Annotated in this window: 12 protein-coding genes; 2 read left to right on the top strand and 10 right to left on the bottom strand. The window is 66.6% G+C overall.

The features are described from left to right. Window positions 1-4: 4 nt before the first annotated feature. Together BLT78_RS04645 and BLT78_RS04640 are read right to left on the bottom strand one after the other, a co-directional pair. Entirely contained in the window at window positions 5-1,081 is a 1,077-nt protein-coding gene (locus BLT78_RS04645; RefSeq protein ID WP_090347850.1) for a Rieske 2Fe-2S domain-containing protein, read from the bottom strand. 17 nt (window positions 1,082-1,098) lie between these two features. Then, the gene (locus tag BLT78_RS04640) at window positions 1,099-2,298 is read right to left on the bottom strand and encodes an acyl-CoA dehydrogenase family protein (RefSeq protein WP_231975704.1); all 1,200 of its coding nucleotides are present in this window, start codon (window positions 2,296-2,298) and stop codon (window positions 1,099-1,101) included. Between the two features lie 689 nt (window positions 2,299-2,987). Here BLT78_RS04640 and BLT78_RS04635 point away from each other — a divergent pair. Beyond that, window positions 2,988-4,262 carry a GmrSD restriction endonuclease domain-containing protein gene (locus tag BLT78_RS04635; RefSeq protein WP_090347848.1) on the top strand — a complete coding sequence of 425 codons (1,275 nt, stop codon included), beginning with the start codon at window positions 2,988-2,990 and terminating at the stop codon, window positions 4,260-4,262. Window positions 4,263-4,546: 284 nt separating this feature from the next. On the opposite strand, the gene BLT78_RS04630 is transcribed toward BLT78_RS04635, so the two are convergent. Continuing rightward, complete coding sequence (locus BLT78_RS04630) at window positions 4,547-6,415, bottom strand: DUF262 domain-containing protein (protein WP_090347847.1); 1,869 nt, start codon at window positions 6,413-6,415, stop codon at window positions 4,547-4,549. A gap of 425 nt (window positions 6,416-6,840) precedes the next feature. Between BLT78_RS04630 and BLT78_RS04625 the strand changes: the two genes are divergently transcribed. After that, window positions 6,841-7,182 (top strand): DUF2790 domain-containing protein, encoded by a 342-nt coding sequence (locus BLT78_RS04625; RefSeq protein ID WP_090347846.1) that lies wholly within the window; start codon window positions 6,841-6,843, stop codon window positions 7,180-7,182. Between the two features lie 78 nt (window positions 7,183-7,260). Here the strand turns inward: BLT78_RS04625 and BLT78_RS04620 are convergent, their stop codons facing one another. From BLT78_RS04620 to BLT78_RS04590, 7 genes are all read right to left on the bottom strand, one after another. Beyond that, on the bottom strand, window positions 7,261-8,091 hold the full coding sequence (locus BLT78_RS04620; RefSeq protein WP_231975703.1) for a DMT family transporter: 831 nt from the start codon (window positions 8,089-8,091) through the stop codon (window positions 7,261-7,263). A gap of 187 nt (window positions 8,092-8,278) precedes the next feature. Further along, the gene (locus BLT78_RS04615) at window positions 8,279-9,880 is read right to left on the bottom strand and encodes a FadD3 family acyl-CoA ligase (RefSeq protein ID WP_090352139.1); all 1,602 of its coding nucleotides are present in this window, start codon (window positions 9,878-9,880) and stop codon (window positions 8,279-8,281) included. A 16-nt stretch (window positions 9,881-9,896) separates the two neighbouring features. Next, window positions 9,897-10,925 (bottom strand): ferredoxin--NADP reductase, encoded by a 1,029-nt coding sequence (locus tag BLT78_RS04610; protein WP_090347844.1) that lies wholly within the window; start codon window positions 10,923-10,925, stop codon window positions 9,897-9,899. Between the two features lie 2 nt (window positions 10,926-10,927). Beyond that, entirely contained in the window at window positions 10,928-11,701 is a 774-nt protein-coding gene (locus BLT78_RS04605) for a glucose 1-dehydrogenase (RefSeq protein WP_090347843.1), read from the bottom strand. A 14-nt stretch (window positions 11,702-11,715) separates the two neighbouring features. After that, window positions 11,716-13,416, bottom strand: a complete 1,701-nt coding sequence (locus tag BLT78_RS04600) for an FAD-binding protein (RefSeq protein ID WP_090347842.1) — start codon at window positions 13,414-13,416, stop codon at window positions 11,716-11,718. 11 nt (window positions 13,417-13,427) lie between these two features. Further along, window positions 13,428-15,134 (bottom strand): FAD-dependent oxidoreductase, encoded by a 1,707-nt coding sequence (locus BLT78_RS04595; protein WP_090347841.1) that lies wholly within the window; start codon window positions 15,132-15,134, stop codon window positions 13,428-13,430. A 34-nt stretch (window positions 15,135-15,168) separates the two neighbouring features. Beyond that, entirely contained in the window at window positions 15,169-16,356 is a 1,188-nt protein-coding gene (locus BLT78_RS04590) for an acyl-CoA dehydrogenase family protein (RefSeq protein ID WP_090347840.1), read from the bottom strand. Window positions 16,357-16,379: the final 23 nt, after the last annotated feature.

The following is a 16,379-nucleotide window of genomic DNA, read 5'->3' as shown; positions in this document are numbered from 1 at the left end:
GCAATCAGCCGCGCAGGTGGCGCAGTTCCGGCTTCACGCCGACGTAGTCCATGTCGATCTCATGCTCGTAGCGGCGGGTCGACTCCTCGGACGCCTCGTTGATCGGCTGGAAGAACTGGTCGTACCACTTGCGCGCGTGGTAGATCGGCCCGTCGCTCTCGCACAGCATCGGGTTGCCGATGCGCACCTTGTTGTCCCAGATGGCCACGTCGGTGCCCAGGGCGACCTGCTGCAGCTCGGTCCACTCGGCGATCAGCTGCTGGTTCTCCGCCTTGCTCAGCCCCGGGATGAACTTGGTGGCCACGCCGAAGTGCAGGGTGAAGCTGTTGTGGTCGATCGCCGTGTTGCCGACGATGTAGATGGTCTCCATGTAGTGGCCCTTGTACGGCCCCTTCAGCGACACCAGCAGCACGCCCGGTCCGTAGTAGGTGGCGTAGGTGATCACCGCCTCGCCCGCGCTCATGATCCGCGAGCCGGAGATCTGCACCTGGGTGGCCTTGTGGTCCTCGAACAGGTTGGCGAAGAACAGCGACGGCGACTGGTGCGTCTCGTCGAAGTGCCCCATGTCGACGATGTTGTCCACCAGCTCGCGGCTGTTGGCGTTGATCACCCACTCGGCCCAGCGCATCTCGCTGTACTCCGGCGAATACAGCTCCTCCAGACGCGGGATCTCCTGGCCCTCGATCGGCGGGTTGCCGTCCGGGTCGTGCCAGATGAACAGCGCCTCGTTCAGCTCGGCGGTGGCCCAGCGGCCCACCCGCGCCTTCGGCGGCACGCGCTTGCAGTAGGGAATGCTCACCGCCTTGCCTTCGCGGTCGAACTGCCAGCCGTGGAACGGGCAGACCACGTTGTCGCCCTCCAGGCGGCCGTGACTGAGATCGCCGCCCATGTGCGGGCACCAGGCGTCGAGCACCTGCAGCGCGCCATCGGAGGTCTGGAACACCACCAGGCGGTAGCCGAAGGCGTTCACCGTGTGCGGCTTGCCGTCCTTATACTTCTGCGCCGAGCCCAGGCAGTGCCAGCCGCGGGCGTAACGCTCGGGGATCGGGTCGGCGATGATCTTTGCGCGGTTCATGGACATGGTCGGGTCTCCTGGGCTCAGAGGAAGCTGTCGGTGGTGGTCTGGTCGGTGAGGGCGATGAAGCCGAAGGCGCGGCCGAACAGGTCGACGTTGTTGGCGATGTGCGCGCGGCCGGTGAACACGTCGAGGAAGATCCGCGTCAGCGGATAGCTGCGGTAGGTGCCGGCAGCGCCGCAGCAGCGCAGCAGCTCGTTGATTTGGTGGGCGCACTCGTTGGCCACCTGGGCGAGCTGGTAGCGCTGGCGCAGCCGTTCGTTGACCGGCGCCGCCTCGCCGCGCTCGGCGTAGCTCATCTGCACGTCGTAGTGGCGCTTGCGGTTCTCCACCATCTGCTCATGGGCCACCACCGCGCGGGCATAGGCCAGCTGCGCGTTGGGATCGTCCACCGTGCGCATGCCGACGTTCTTGCTGATGCCCTGCTTGGCGTAGTCCTTGAAGTGCTGGATGGCCGCCGCCAGGCCGCCGAGGCAGGCGTTGGACACCGCCGGGATGAACATCTGGGCGAACGGCACCCGGTACAGCGGCGCGCTGTTCAGCTCGCGGCCGGGGTTGGCCGCGTCGTCGTGCTGCTGGGTGGCGTGGGTACGGTGCAGCGGCACGAAGGCGTCCTCGACCACGATGTCGTGGCTGCCGGTGCCGCGCAGGCCGATCACCTCCCAGTTGCGCTCGATGCGGTAGTCGCTCTTGGGTAGCAGGAAGGTGCGGTAGCTGTTGCCCTTGCCGACGCCCGGCGTCAGGTTGCCGCCGAGGAACACCCAGTCGCAGTGCTCGCAGCCGGTGGAGAAGCCCCAGCGCCCGCTGATGCGGTAGCCGCCCTCCACTTCCGTGACCCTGGCCACCGGCATGTAGGTCGAGGCCACCAGCGTCGAGGCATCCTCGCCCCATACCTCCTGCTGCGCCTGCTCGGGGAACAGCGCCAGCTGCCACGGATGCACCGCCACCACGCCATACATCCAGGCGGTGGACATGCAACCCTCGGCCAGCGTCTGCTGGATCTCGGCGAACACCTTGGGCCCGAACTCGAAGCCGCCGTGACGTTTCGGCTGCATGACGCGGAAAAGCTGCGCCTCCTGCAGCGCGGCGATCACATCGTCGGCCACCTTCAGCTCGGCCTCGGCCTGCGCGGCACGCTCGGCCAGCAGCGGCACCAGCGCCCGGGCACGGGCCACCAGCTCCTCGGGGGAAATTCTTGTTGTTTGCTCCATCGACTCACCCATGGTCGTGCGGGAAGAAGTCGCGAACCGCCCAGTTTTCAGCGGCGGCTCGCCCTGTGTGACACGGGTCGGATTCTTTGGCGGGGGCCGAGGGGCAACATCATCCGAATGGATTAGCCGCGCGGGTAGTGGGGGCTTTGTTGATCTGGAGCAAGGAATGGGGGGGGGATGGAGTGAGTCCATGGTTGGGTTAGGGTTGGCGCTAGAGAGGGGGCCATCTGCCCAAGAACTCTGAGGCTGGCAGAGTTCGCCCCAGAGTAGACCCTGGAAGTCTCGATGCATTCCGACAGGCTTTTCCAGTTGTCTTTCTTCTTTGGCTCGCGCTAATCTCGATACCTATTCGAATGCCTCACGCATAGGGAGTTGCTGTAATGATGTATAAGTTCTCAACCCCCCTCACCCAACTCGCAATCCAGATGCCATCTATTACGTTCAGCTCGAAACGCTATTAATCAGGACCTTACAGGAGCCCATACATCAACAAGGTTTCTTTTAGATTACTGAGTGCACATGAACAAATCTAACAAACAACCTCCACCCCCAAGATATAGCTCTCAGAAACCTGAAAGACCCGGCAAGCAAATAAATCCAACCATGCGAGACTTTTGCGCTTACTCGGAACACTCTCAACACAAGCTTGCGCCTATTAATTTGTTCGTTATGAGTCAGAATGAATCGAAAAGGAGAAGGAAATGCACTGCATAGATCAGCCATTTACAATTTCAAAGCTCTGGGTCAATCGCAATTCCATTCAGGAGAATCCTGAGTATCAGCGCGAATCAGCCATCTGGTCCACCGAGAGACAACAACTTTTCATTGACTCCATCCTTAATAGATTCGATGTTCCGAAACTCTACTTTCACGACCTTCGCAACAACAAGGGCATATACGAATATGCAATTGTTGATGGAAAGCAGCGACTTCACACCATCTATGCGTTTATGCAAGACAACCTCCAACTAGCAACAGATTTTTCACTAATGGAGGAACGACCTGGCCAACCTAGCCCTCAACCAGGAGCAAAATTTTCAGAACTCTCTGAGTTCTGGAGAGAAGAATTTAAGGCGACGTCGCTCTCGGTTGTTCTTATTCAAAACGCTGCGGATGAAGACATTGAGGAACTATTCTCTCGACTAAACAATGGTGAACCTCTCAATGCTGCAGAAAAGCGAAACGCAATGGGTGGAGAAATGTGCCGCCTCATTCGTGATATCGCATCGGACGAATTCTTCAAGAAAAAGCTAAAAATCTCAAACAAGAGATATCAGCACTACGAGATCGCCGCAAAGTTTCTGCTCTTGGAGCGGACTGCGCAGGGCGGTGGTGGACCATACTCAGACCTTAAGAAAAGATTTTTAGACGACCTAGTAAAAAAGAACAAACAGATGAGCGCTGCCGATGCAAGCGGCCTAGAAAGGAGAGTGACCGACCAACTTAAAAATCTCTCAAAGATATTCGCCGATCATGACGCTCTTTTATCAAAACAAGCATACCCACCACTTTACTACATCTTTATCAAGAGGGTGATGCATGAGTACGGACACGCAAAGCTTGCAAGCAAGATCAGGGGTTTCCTGACGGACTTCCATGTCCGCCGCACTGCAAACCTCGACCTTCCCGAGGATGACAGAGACCCTGTGTTAATTGAGTTTGGCAGATTGATGCAACAGGGAACAAACGACCTAAATAGCCTCCGCGATCGCGTATCAGTCCTTACGCGCTACTTTCTACTAGATAATCCGGATGTATCCGTAAAAGATCCTAAGCGTTTATTCACCGACGAAGAAAGGCTTGCAATTTGGATTATTGGTGGTAAAAAGTGCGCGAATTGCGGGATTGAAATCAACCTGGATGATATGCATGCTGACCATCAAGAACAGTGGGCCCATGGCGGCCAGACGTCGCTTTCGAATGGGAGGTGTTTGTGTAAGTCGTGCAATCCGTCCCTGGCAAAGCCGGTTGGCTAGCGTTAGCGCACAACCAAACGTTAACGTAACAATTGTCTTTCGGTAAGTTTTCTCTATTCGGGACAAAAAACGAGAATTCTAAATCCTGCCCCATCAAAACCAAGCAACGACCGAGGCAGCCCAGCTGCCCCGGTCGGTAGCGCCTGAATCACTCCCTAGGAGCTGCGCCTTCCATCACCACCATTTGCTCGAGCATTCACCGGCAGTGCGCCGAAGCAACACATCAATCCCGGCATCCTGTAGATCGCCATGGGCTGTAGGACCAAGCGATCAGGCTCGGCAGCTCACACCACCTCCCGCTCCCTCACCGGATAACGCCACACCCCACAAGCCACCTCCGCCAGCACCTCCCCCCTGGCCAGAATCTCCCGCTCCGCCCAGTCCTCCAGCTCATGCAGCTCGCGGCTCAGCCCCGGCTGGCCGTACCTGAGCAGCTCCGCCTTCTTCACTTCCCACGGCGAGCGCGACAGCGCCGGGTTCAGGCTGCCGGCGAGCAGGGTCAGGTTGCCGAGGGTGTGCTTGAGACGGTCGCGCTGTTCGGTGAAGGCCTGTTTGCCTTGCGGGCTCTTCTGCACGGCTTTCGGCAGCGGCCAGTGTTCGTCCCACTTCTGCGGCAGGATGTGCTCGATGGCCAGCGCGGACGGCTGGGCGTCTGCCGCGCTTTCTTGGTTGCCGAGCGCGGCGTCGAGGGCCTCCAGCACGGCGCGCACGCGGTACTGCGGCCACCACTGGTACAGCGGGTGGTCGAGGATCGCGCGCTTGAGTTCGGCGTCGGTCGGGAAGCGCGCGCCCTCGCCTTCGCTGGCCAGCAGGAACTGCTCGACGGCGCAGGCGCTGATGCTGCCCCGGTCCTCCAGATGGCGGATCAGGTCGAGGAACGGGCGGTTGTAGTTCTTGCTGGTCAGGCCGCAGATCATGCGGCGGAACAGGAATGACTCAAGCACGTCGAGGATCGCCTCGAACTCGTCCTCCTGCTGCGGGCGCAGTTGCTGGCTGCATAGCAGCAGCAGCGGATAAATCGCCGAGGTGTCGAGCGCTTCCAGGCGCTTGAGGAAGCGTGCCAGGTGCGAGCCCGGCGCGGGGCTGGCGAATTCGCGGAAGTGTTCGGCGTAGCTGGCGAGCAGCGCCAGGTGCTCGCGGGCGCTGCTGGCCTCGCCGATCAGGCACGAGCGCCAGTCGTCCGTGTACTGCACGTAGTGCTTGTACTCGTCGAACAGGTGCACGAAGCGGACGTCCCGGCGCATGGCCAGGGTGAGGAAGTGGCGCATGAAGATGTCGATGCGCGGCCGGCTGTCGCGGCCCTGGCGGACTTCCTCGCGCCAGAACTCGCCGTCGAATTCAGCCCAGTAGGTCTGGTACAGCCGGTCGATGTCGTCGCCCTCGGCCTGGGCGCGGCGGAACAGGAAGTTCTTGATCAGGTCGGCCGGCAGCAGCTGGGTGCCACGGGCGTTGAGGGTCTCGAAGATCACCTGGGCCTCGTCGTGCTCGCCGAGCTCGATCACCACGAACTGCAGGCCCTTCTGCACCACCGCCCAGAGCGCTTCGAGGCGGTCCTCCAGCTCCAGGTAGGGGCGCTCCTCGACCGGCTGCGCCAGCCAGTCGCTGGCCTGCGCGTGAAAGTACAGGTAGGCGCCGGCGATGCCCTGCTCGCGGTCGAGCGTTTCGCCCTCCGCCTGCAACTGCGCCAGCAGCGCCTCGGGGCTGCCGGCCCGGTGTACCTGGGCGTAGGCGCGGCGGTCGAAGTTGGTCGGCAGCAACTTGCAGATTTCTTCCGGCCGGTCGACCAGCGCGGCACGGTTGGAGACCAGCGAGTCGAAGCGCTCGAAGTAGCGCGCGCTGCCCAGGCTGGCGCACAGGTCGCGCAGGGCGATCAGCAGCAGTTGCAGGGTGGTGAAGCGCTGCTGGCCGTCGATGACCTGGCGCAACTGCACCCAGCCGCTGGCGTCGAACAGCTGCTCGATCACCACCGCGCCGAGGAAGTGCGGGCGCAGTCGCTGGCCAGCCAGCGCCTGACCGAGCTGCCGCTCGAAGTCGTCCCACAAGGGTTGCCAGTTACCCTCGCGCCGCCACACGTAGGGGCGCTGGAACAGCGGGATCTGGTAGCAGACGGTGGGTTCGAAGATGCGCATCAGGGGACGGCTGTTGGCTTCCATGACCGGGTTCCTGCAGAGGGTTTCGAGAGGCGACTGGGCCGGATCATACACCGCCTTCGGCGACGCGCATGGGCCATGCGGGCGCCGTCCCGGGTGCTCCAGGCGATGAACGGTAGGCCGCGCCAGCCGGCCCCGCTCGCCGTCACGCCGCCGCTGGCCGGCACGCCGGGGCCAGCCAGGAGGGCGGTCTAGACGCGCGCGCCCTGGGCGCGCCGATCAGGCCACGGCGTCGGCCCTAGCACGCAGCGGGCCGGCCCCGCGAGAAGCGGACGAACGGACACGCCCACGGCAGCAGCGCCGATCCAGTCTGCTAGCGTTACCGCTGACGGAACCCGTGCAGGGTTGCCGGCCAGCCGATGCCCAACCCGGTGCCCTGCATCGAACGATCTTGATGGAGCCCGATTCCTGTTTCCGGGAGGCATCCCATGAAGCTGTTGAAAAGTCGATCAGTGCAGTTGTGCTGTGCCGTCGCCGTGCTCTCGGCCGTGTCCACCACGTCCGTGGTCATCGCGCAAACCGAAACCGATACCCCGCCCCCGCTGATGGTGATGAAGGGCGTGAAGGACGTGCAGACCCCCGAGTTCAAGCAGTACCAGTACGGCATGCCCCTGGACATCTCCAAGGTGGTCAAGGTCGAGTACTTCATTCCCGATCAGGCCAAGACCTTCTGCGGAGTCATTCCCGCGGCCATGACCTACGAGGACTCCAAGGGTGAGAAGCGCGGCCTGGTCTACCTGTATCCGGAGACCTCCGGCTGCACCAACTAGGGCATGAAAGGCGCAGTCACGACCGGCGCAGTTGCGGCTGCGTCGGCCGGCTGCAGGTGAACGATCCCCCCAAGCCAGTCAAGGAAGCCGCAGGGTCACCGCGCCGAGCGCGATGACGCAGGCGGCGGCGATGCGCACCGCACTCAGCCGTTCCTTGAGGATCAACCCCGAGATGGCCGTGGCGAACAGGATCGAGGTTTCCCGCAGGGCGGCGATCACCGCCACCGGCGCCAGGGTCATGGCCCACAGCGCCAGGCTGTACGAGGCGATGGTGCCGAAGCCGCCGATCAGGCCGTAGTGCCAGTTGCCGCCGAGGTAGCGGACCAGCGCCCCGCGCCGCTGCAACTGCGCCAGCGCCCAGGCCACCAGGGCCAGGCCGCTGAGCAGGAAGATCCACAGGCCATAGGCGACCGGTGCCCCGGACAGGCGCACGCCGACGCCGTCGATCAGGGTATAGCCGGCGATCACCCCGGCATTGGCCAGCGCGATCCCCAGCCCGGCACTGCCGGCGAGCCCGCGTCCGGCCATCCCCAGGATGCCGCCACAGATGATCGCGATGCCCAGCCAGGCGCTGCCGCTCAGCGGCTCGCCCAACCAGTAGACGCCGAGCACCGCGACCAGCAGGGGCGCGCAGCCGCGCATCAGCGGGTAGGCATGGCTCATGTCGGCGACCTGATAGGCCCTGGCCAGCAGGGCGTAATAGACCACCTGGAGCAGCACCGACGCGGCGATGTACGGCCAGCTCGACGCGGCCGGCTGGTCGAGGAACGGCAGCGCCACACCGGCGAGCAGCGCGGCCGAGCCGGCGACCAGTACGGTGGTGAGCAGCTTGTCACTGCCGCCCTTGACGATGGCGTTCCAGGAGGCGTGCAGCAGGGCCGCGAACAGTACGATGCCATAGACGGTCACGAGGAGTGTCCTTGCGGGATGGCTCTCCAGTGTATAGCCGTGCCGGTGAACTTTCGGCGGCGATCTGCAGGGCAATCGCGCAAGCGATGTCCCGGCCCGTAGGGGCGAATTCATTCGCCTGCGCGGGGCATTTTGGCGAATGAATTCGCCCCTACAGTGGGTTATGCAACTGCCAGCCGGCCCGCCCTCAGCCCACCGCGGCGCGCAGCTCGGCCTTCACCACCTTGTTCGACGCATTCACCGGCAGCACCTCGAAGAAGCGCACCAGGCGCGGCACCTTGTAGTTGGCCATGCGCTGGCGCGACCAAGCGATCAGGTCGGGTTCGTCGAGCTGCTGGCCGGGGCGCAGTACCACGCAGGCGCAGCCGACCTCGCCCATGCGCTCGTCGGGCACGCCGATCACCGCGACCTGGGCGATGGCCGGGTGTTCGAGCAGGCCGGCCTCGATCTCCGCCGGGTAGCAGTTGAAGCCGCCGACGATGAACATGTCCTTGAGCCGGTCGGTGATGCGCAGGTAGCCGCGCGCATCCAGGGTGCCGACGTCGCCGGTGTGCAGCCAGCCCTCCGCGTCGATGGTCTCGGCGGTGGCCTGCGGGTTCTCGAAGTAGCCCTGCATGACGTGGAAGCCGCGCAGGCACACCTCGCCCGCCTCGCCCGGCGGCAGCGCACGGTTTTCGCCGTCGACCACGCGCACCTCGGTGCCGGGGATGGCGCGGCCGCAGGTGGTGGCCACCGTCTCGGCGTCGTCGGCCGGATCGCAGATGGTCGCCAGGCCGCCGCACTCGGTCAGCCCGTAGGCGGTGGTGACCACCGCGAAGCCCAGTTCGCGGCGCATGCGCTCGACCAGCACCGGCGGGATGGTCGCAGCTCCCGTGACGGCGATGCGCAGGCTGGACAGGTCGCTTTCTGCCAGCTTGGGGTGGGCGAGCATCGACAGGTACAGGGTCGGCGGGCCGGGCAGCACGGTGATCTGGTCGCGCTCGATGCGCTGGAACACCGCCTCGGCGTCGAACACCGGGTGCGGCAGGATGGTCGCGCCGCCGAGCAGGCAGGTCAGCCAGCCGGCCTTGTAGCCGAAGGCGTGGAAGAACGGGTTGACGATCAGGTAGCGGTCGCCGGGGCGCAGGCCGATGACCTGCACGTATTCGGCGAAGGCGCGCAGGTTCTGGCCGTGGGCGCTCATCACGCCCTTGGGCTTGCCGGTGGTGCCGGAGGTGAACAGCAGGTCGGACAGATCGTCCGGGCGCACGGTCAGGGCGCGCGCCTGGGCCTCGTCCATGTCGACCGCTGCGCCGGCGGCAAGAAAGCCCTGCCAGCTCAGGTCGCCATGGTCGGAGGGCGCCTCGCAGGGCAGCACCACCACGCGCTCGAGACTAGCCGGGCGGTGGGGTTCGAGCATGGCCGGGTAGTCGATGCCGAGGAACTGGCCGACGCAGAACAGCAGGCGGGTGCCGCTGCGTTCGAGGATGTCGGCGGCTTCAACGCCCTTCATGCGCGTGTTGATCGGCACCAGCACGCCGCCGGCGCAGTGGATGCCCAGCGCGGCCAGCACCCAGTCGTGGCGGTTCGGCCCCCACACGGCGACGCGGTCGCCGGGCTGAATGCCCTCGGCGATCAGCGCACGGCTCACCGCCAGCACCCGCTCGGGCAGCTCGGCGTAGTCGATGCGCACCTCGCCGTCGGCCAGGGCGCAGATCCCGGCGTGGCGACGCGCGCAAGCGAACACCAGGGCGGGAATGGTCGGCGGCACGCCCTCGGCGGCCGGGGTGGTCAGCGGAATATCGGTCATCTCGGCCATCCGTATCTCAGTCGGGGAAGCGCACGCGCACGTGCGCGCTGGTGGCCACGGCCTGGCAGGCCAGGGTCCAGCCTTCGTTCAGTTCCTGCTGGTCGAGGGCCTCGTTGCGCAGCAGCTCGACCTCGCCCTGCTCCACCGTGCACATGCACGAGGCGCAGGCGCCGACCAGGCAGGAGTGCGGCGCGCGCACCCCATTGCGGCGCATGGCGTCGAGCAGGGTCTCGCCCGGTTCGCAGTCGAGGGCGTGTTCGGCGCCATCGAGGCTGACCTCCAGACGCGCGGCCACCGCCGCCTCGCTGACCGGCGCCTCGCCCTGCTCGCCCTCGCCGGGCAGCGAGACGAAGCGCTCGACGTGCACCTTGGCGCTGGGCACCTCGAGGCTATGCAGCGCGGACACCGCGGCGTCCATGAACGGGCCGGGGCCGCAGATGAAGGTCTCGGCGTGCCGGAACGGCCGCGCCAGTTCGGCGAGCTGCTCGACGGCGGGGATGCCCTGCACCGAGTCCAGCCAGTGGATCACCTGCAGGCGGCGCGGATGGGCGGCGGCCAGTGCCTTCAGCTCGTCGCGGAAGATCACCGAGGCCTCGTCGCGGTTGGCGTAGATCAGCAGCACGCGGCCTTGGCCGGCGTGCAGCACCGAGCGCAGGATCGACAGCACCGGGGTGACGCCGCTGCCGCCGCCGAACAGCAGGAAGTCGCCGTCCAGGCTGCGCGGCACGAACACCCCGGCCGGCGCCATCACCTCGATGGCATCGCCGGCCTTGGGCACGTCGCACAGCCAGTTGGAGGCGCGGCCGTCCTTGACGCGCTTGACGGTGACGCGCAGCGGCTCGTCCAGCAGCGGCGTGCTGGACAGCGAGTAGCAGCGCGGCAGCCAGCTGCCCTCAAAGGGGATGCGCAGGGTGAGGAACTGCCCCGGCTTGTAGCGGAAGCGCTCGGCCAGCTCGGCCGGTACCTCGAACACCAGCGAGCGGGCGTCGGCGGTTTCCTCGATGACCTGCGCGACGCGCAGGGAGATGTATTCGGGACTGTTCATGTTCAGATACTCATGACGAACTGGCCGCTGTCGATGCGCAGTTCCATGCCGTTGATGGCGCGCGACTCGTCGCTGGCCAGGTACAGGGCGGCGGAAGCGACGTCCTCGGGCAGGCACATGCGGTTCATCGGGTCGCTGTCGATGGTGAACTTCGCCGGGTCGATGCCCGGCGGGTAGCTGGCGACGGTCATCGGCGTCAGCACGCCGTCGGGATGCAGCGAGTTGCAGCGGATGCGGTACTTCTGCCGGCGGCAGTGGGCCGCAACGGCGCGGTTGAGGGCGGCCACCGCGCCCTTGGAGGCGCCGTAGGCGGCGTAGTCGTCGCGCCCGGCCAGGGCGGCGATGGACGAGACGTTGATGATCGAGCCGCCGCCGCTGTCCTTCATCAGCGCGACGGCCATGCGGCAGCCGAGGAAGGCGCTGTCGGCGTTGACCCGCAGCAGCTTGTGCCAATCCTCAAGGCTGGTTTCCTCGATAGAGCCCTTGAGCAGGATGCCGGCGTTGTTGACCAGCACGTCGAGACGGCCGTAGCGCTCGCGCACCAGCTCGGCGACCGCGTTCCAGTCGGCCTCGCTGGCGGCGTCGTGGCGGACGAAGCTGGCCGCGCCGCCCCGCTGTTCATTAAGTTGGTCGGCCAGCGCCTGGCCGGCGTCGGCGTTGAGGTCGCTGATCAGCACCCGGGCGCCCTCGCCCACCAGCGCCTGCACGATGGCGCGGCCGATGCCGCTGGCGCCGCCGGTGACCAGGGCGATCTTGTCCTGTACCCGTCCTGTCATGTTCGTCTCCTGGTTCAGGCGTGCGCGCCGAGCGGCGCGGCCTGGGTGGTGGTGTGGCCGGCATGGGCCGCCGCTTCGCCGGCGCGACGGCCGGAGAACACGCAGTCGGCCAGCGACAGGCCGCTGATGTAGAGGTGCGAGGGAATGCCGATGGCGGTGCGCCCGGCGGCATACAGGCCGGGGATCGCCTGGCCCTGGCCGTCGAGCACCGCGCCGTTGTCCTCGTCGACCTTGAGGCCGCCGAGGGTCAGCGCGCCGAGCGGGAACACCGGGTTGCCCACCGAGATGTCGCAGGCGTAGAACGGCCCCTGGTCGAGCACCTGGCGGCTGCTCTGCGACTTGCCGACCGGGTCCGGCGCGGTGCCGCGCGCGGCGGCGTTGTAGGCGCGCAAGGACTCCTCGAGCAGCGCCGGCTGCATGCCGGTGGCGCCGGCCAGCTCGCGGGCCGTGCGGCCCTTGCGCACCTTCAGCAGCATCAACGCCAGCGCCGGCACGCTCTGGAACCACCAGTAGCCGCCGAACAGCGCCTGTTTGATGGCCTGGCGGCGCAGGCGCGCGTCCAGCACCAGCCAGGCCTTGCCGCCCTGCTCCTCGCACAGCGGATAGCCGAGGGTGCCGCCGTAGACTTCCTCGTTGACGAAGCGCTGCCCGGCGATGTTGACCACGATGCCTTTGGGCCAGCACAGCGGCGGGTTGATGAAGCGCCACGGCGAGACCTGCTGCAGGCGGTCGCTGGCCGCCCCGGCGGACAGGCCCAGGCGCAGGCCGCTGCCGTCGCAGCCGGTGGCGCCGACCTTGAAGTTGCGCCGGTACTTGGGTGCGTGTTCACCGATCATCGCCCGGTTGAAGATGAAGCCGCCGGTGCTGAGGATCACCCCGCGGCGCGCCTGCACCAGCCGTGGCCTGGCGTGCTGCTGCTCGATCCGCGCCAGCTTGCGGCGCAGGCCGTCGCAGTAGCTCGGGGCGAAGTTCTGCAGGCGCTCGGCGCGCGCCGCGAGGCGGGCATGCTCTTTCGCCGCCTTGCTGCCGGCGGGCAGGCACCACAGCTCGGCGCCGATCACCCGGCCCCGGGCGTCCAGCACCAGGCGGCGCGCGGCGGATTGCGTCTGCGCCCGCACGCCGGCCTTCAGGCAGGCGCGCTGCAGATGGCCGTAGAGCACCGCGCCGCACTGGCCCTTGCCCACGGTACGGTGCCCGCGCGGTGCCGGCGTGTGCTGGCCGCGGTGCGAGGGCACCATCTCGTTGCCCGAGTAGTAGAGGAAGTAGCCGTCCGGCGGATAGGAGGTCTTGCCGCCGCCCGGCGGCATGCTGTGCTCGTAGCGCGCGCCGTGGCCTTCCAGCCATTCCAGGTTGGCCGCGCTGGACTCGCAGAAGCGGCGCAGGGTGGCGTCGCCGATCACGCCCTGGGTCTCGTGCCTGAGGTAGTCGAACATCGCCTCGGGGCTGTCGGCGTAGCCGGCGTCGCGCTGCTGGCGGGTGCCGCCGCCGGCGTACACCACCCCGCCGCTCTTGGCGCTGGCGCCGCCGCCGGTGAAGCGGTCGGCGACCAGCACGTCGGCGCCCTGGGCGCGGGCCTCCAGCGCCGCGCAGGCGCCGGCCGCGCCCCAGCCGATCACCAGCACGTCGCACTGATCGTCCCACTGCAGGCTGCCGGCATCGGCCACCTGCAGCGGCAGCTGGATGTCAGTGCAGGTGGAAATCGCATCGTGCTTCATGACCGCTCTCCTCAGGCGCTGGCGGCAATGTGCCGGGCGGCGATGTAGCCGAAGGTCATCGCCGGGCCGAGGGTGCCGCCGGCGCCGGGATAGCTGGTGCCCATCACCGAGGCCGAGGTGTTGCCGATGGCGTACAGGCCGGGGATCGGCTGGCCGTTCTCGTGCAGCACCCGGGCGTTGGCGTCGGTCAGCAGGCCGCCCTTGGTGCCGATGTCGCCGGCGTCCAGGCGCATGGCGTAGAACGGCCCCTTGGCGATCGGCGCCAGACACGGGTTGGGCTTGACGTTGCTGTCGCCGTAGTAGCGGTCGAACACGTTGCCGCCGCGGGCGAAATCGGCGTCGACGCCGCTGCGGGCGAACTCGTTGACGCGCTTCACCGTGGCATCCAGGCCGGCGGGATCGACGCCGATCTGCTTGGCCAGGTCGGCCAGGCTGTCGGCCTTCCAGTACACGCTGTTCAGCCATTCCTTGCGCAGGCGGCTGTCGGGCATCACCTGCGCCGGCATCAGCGGGCCCATGGCGTAGTTGAAGCGGTAGTGGGCGTCGAAGATCACCCAGGCCGGGATGCTCTTGCCGTCCTTCTGGTGCTCGCGGTACATGGCGTCGACGAACTCCAGGTACGGCGCCGCCTCGTTGACGAAGCGCTTGCCGTGGCCGTTGACCACGATGGCGCCGGGGAAGGCGCGCTCGGCGAAGATGCCGCGCGGCTTCTCCTCGCCGGGGACGTGGATGGTCGGCGCCCACCAGCCCCAGTCCATCAGGTCGGTGGCGGCGCCGATGGCCTGCGCGGCCTCCAGCGCGGCGCCGGTGTTGTTGCCCGGCGGGGTGGCGCTCCAGCCGACCTTGGTCGGCTGCGGCAGGTACTTGTCGCGCAGCGCCTGGTTCTGCTCGAAGCCGCCGCTGCCGAAGATCACCCCGCGGCGCGCCTGCAGGGTCATCTTCTGGCCGCCCTGCACCACCGTGATGCCGGTCACCCGGCCGTTCTCCACCACCAGCTCGCGGAAGTCGGTGTTCAGCCACAGCGGCACGTCGCGGTCCATCAGCGAACGGCGCAGCGCGGCGATCAGCGAGGCGCCGAGGGCGGCGCGGCGGTCCATCTTGGTCTTGCGCCGCCACTTGAAGTCGAGCTTGTAGCGGGCGATCAGGCCGAGAATCATCAGCCGCCAGCCGAACTCGCGGGACATCGCCTTGTGCGCGTGGCGCGCGGTCCAGGCGATGCAGCCCATCAGCAGGGTGGTCGGCGACGGCTTGCGCATGTTGTCGTATTCGTCGCCGAGCAGGCTGGTGTCGAACAGCTCGGGGTCGAGGCTGCGCCCGCCGGGCAGCGAGCCGGGCAGGTGCTGGTAGTAGTCGGGATACTTCTCCGCCACCGCGTAGCGCACACGGCTGCGCGTCTCGAGGTAGTGGATCATCCGCGGCGCGTATTCGAGGTAGGCGCGCAGGCGCTCCTCGTCGACCAGGCCGTTGGTCGAGGCCTTCAGGTAGGTGAAGGCCTTGTCGTAGCTGTCCTTGCCACCCTTCTCGGCGAAGTAGTGGTTGTTGGGGATCCAGATGCCGCCGCCGGAGATCGCCGAGGTGCCGCCGTACTTGTCGCTCTTCTCGACGACCAGCACCGAGAGGCCCTGGTCGGCGGCGACCACCGCCGCCGACATGGCGCCCGCGCCGGAGCCGACGACGATCACGTCGTAGGCGGTTTGAGGCCGAACCTGTGTTGTCATTGTTGTGCTGTCCTGTGCCGTGGTCGCTGGATGTTCAGACGTAGGGATCGGGGTTGGGCAGGCCGAGCTGCACCGCGCCGTAGCTGCGCCCGTAGGCGGCCACGTTGTTGGAGATGTGTCCGCGCGCCTGGTGCAGGTCGCGGAAGGTGCGCGCCACCGGGTTGGTGTTGTACAGGCCGGAGGCGGCCATCGAGCGCAGCAGGTCGCTGACCCGCTCGGCGCACACGTTGGTGACCTGGGCGGACTGGTAGCGGTACAGCAGGCGGGTCTCGGTGTCGGGGATCTCGCCCTGCTCGGCCAGCGCCAGCATGTGCGCGAAGTTGCGTTCGAGCACCAGCTTGAAGGCATCGACGGTGGTGATCGCCTCGGCCACCGCGGTCTGCGCCACCGGGTCCTCGGCGGTCCTGGCGCCGTGCTTGCCGATGTGCTTCTTGGCGTTGTCGCTGAACTCGTTGATCGCCCCCTGCAGGGCGCCGAGGCATGAGCTGGACACCGCGCGGGTGAACACCTGGGCGAAAGGCAGCGCGTAGATCGGGTTGGTGTTGACCTCGCGCCCCGGGGTGGCCGCCAGGCTGGAGTTGTTGGTGCGCTGCACGCGGTGGGCGGGGACGAAGGCGTCCTCGATCACGATGTCGTGGCTGCCGGTGCCGCGCAGGCCGAGCACATCCCAGTTCTTCTCGATGCGGTAGTCGCTGCGCGGCACCAGGAAGGTGCCGTGCTCGGCCGGCTGCTCCTCAGTACCCGGCAGGATGCCGCCGAGCAGGCACCACTGGCAGTGCTCGCTGCCGCTGGAGAAGCCCCAGCGCCCGCTGATGCGGTAGCCGCCTTCCACCGGAGTGACCTTGGCCACCGGCATGTAGGTGGAGGAGATCAGCGTGCTGGTGTCCTCGCCCCACACGTCCTGCTGGGCCTCGACCGGGTAGCGGGCCAGCTGCCAGGGGTGCACGCCCATCACGCCGTAGATCCAGGCGGTGGACATGCAGCCTTCGGCCAGCGTCATCTGGATCTCGAAGAAGGTGCGCGGGTCGACCTCGTAGCCGTCCCACTGCTTCGGCTGCAGGGCGCGGAACAGGCCGGCCTCCTGCATCTCGCGGATGGTCTCGTCGGGCACCTTGCCCTCGCGGTCGGCCCGCTCGGCCCGCTCGCGCAGGGCGGGAACCAGGCGGCGGGCGCGAGCGATCAGCTCGATCTCTACCGCGGTTTTCTCTCGCATCACATGCATCGCCTACTCCTCCGTCGATCTCA

Source organism: Pseudomonas oryzae (assembly GCF_900104805.1).
GTDB classification, from domain to species: Bacteria; Pseudomonadota; Gammaproteobacteria; order Pseudomonadales; family Pseudomonadaceae; genus Geopseudomonas; species Geopseudomonas oryzae.
The sequence above is the reverse complement of the archived record's forward strand: the minus strand, read 5'-3'. Positions and strand labels throughout refer to the sequence as shown.

Bases quoted from the DNA above. Each gene is read 5' to 3' on its own strand.
- BLT78_RS04645 (WP_090347850.1), bottom strand. From the start codon at position 1,081: ATGTCCATGAACCGCGCAAAGATCATCGCCGACCCGATCCCCGAGCGT.
- BLT78_RS04640 (WP_231975704.1), bottom strand. From the start codon at position 2,298: ATGGGTGAGTCGATGGAGCAAACAACAAGAATTTCCCCCGAGGAGCTG.
- BLT78_RS04635 (WP_090347848.1), top strand. From the start codon at position 2,988: ATGCACTGCATAGATCAGCCATTTACAATTTCAAAGCTCTGGGTCAAT.
- BLT78_RS04630 (WP_090347847.1), bottom strand. From the start codon at position 6,415: ATGGAAGCCAACAGCCGTCCCCTGATGCGCATCTTCGAACCCACCGTC.
- BLT78_RS04625 (WP_090347846.1), top strand. From the start codon at position 6,841: ATGAAGCTGTTGAAAAGTCGATCAGTGCAGTTGTGCTGTGCCGTCGCC.
- BLT78_RS04615 (WP_090352139.1), bottom strand. From the start codon at position 9,880: ATGACCGATATTCCGCTGACCACCCCGGCCGCCGAGGGCGTGCCGCCG.
- BLT78_RS04610 (WP_090347844.1), bottom strand. From the start codon at position 10,925: ATGAACAGTCCCGAATACATCTCCCTGCGCGTCGCGCAGGTCATCGAG.
- BLT78_RS04605 (WP_090347843.1), bottom strand. From the start codon at position 11,701: ATGACAGGACGGGTACAGGACAAGATCGCCCTGGTCACCGGCGGCGCC.
- BLT78_RS04600 (WP_090347842.1), bottom strand. From the start codon at position 13,416: ATGAAGCACGATGCGATTTCCACCTGCACTGACATCCAGCTGCCGCTG.
- BLT78_RS04595 (WP_090347841.1), bottom strand. From the start codon at position 15,134: ATGACAACACAGGTTCGGCCTCAAACCGCCTACGACGTGATCGTCGTC.
- BLT78_RS04590 (WP_090347840.1), bottom strand. From the start codon at position 16,356: ATGCATGTGATGCGAGAGAAAACCGCGGTAGAGATCGAGCTGATCGCT.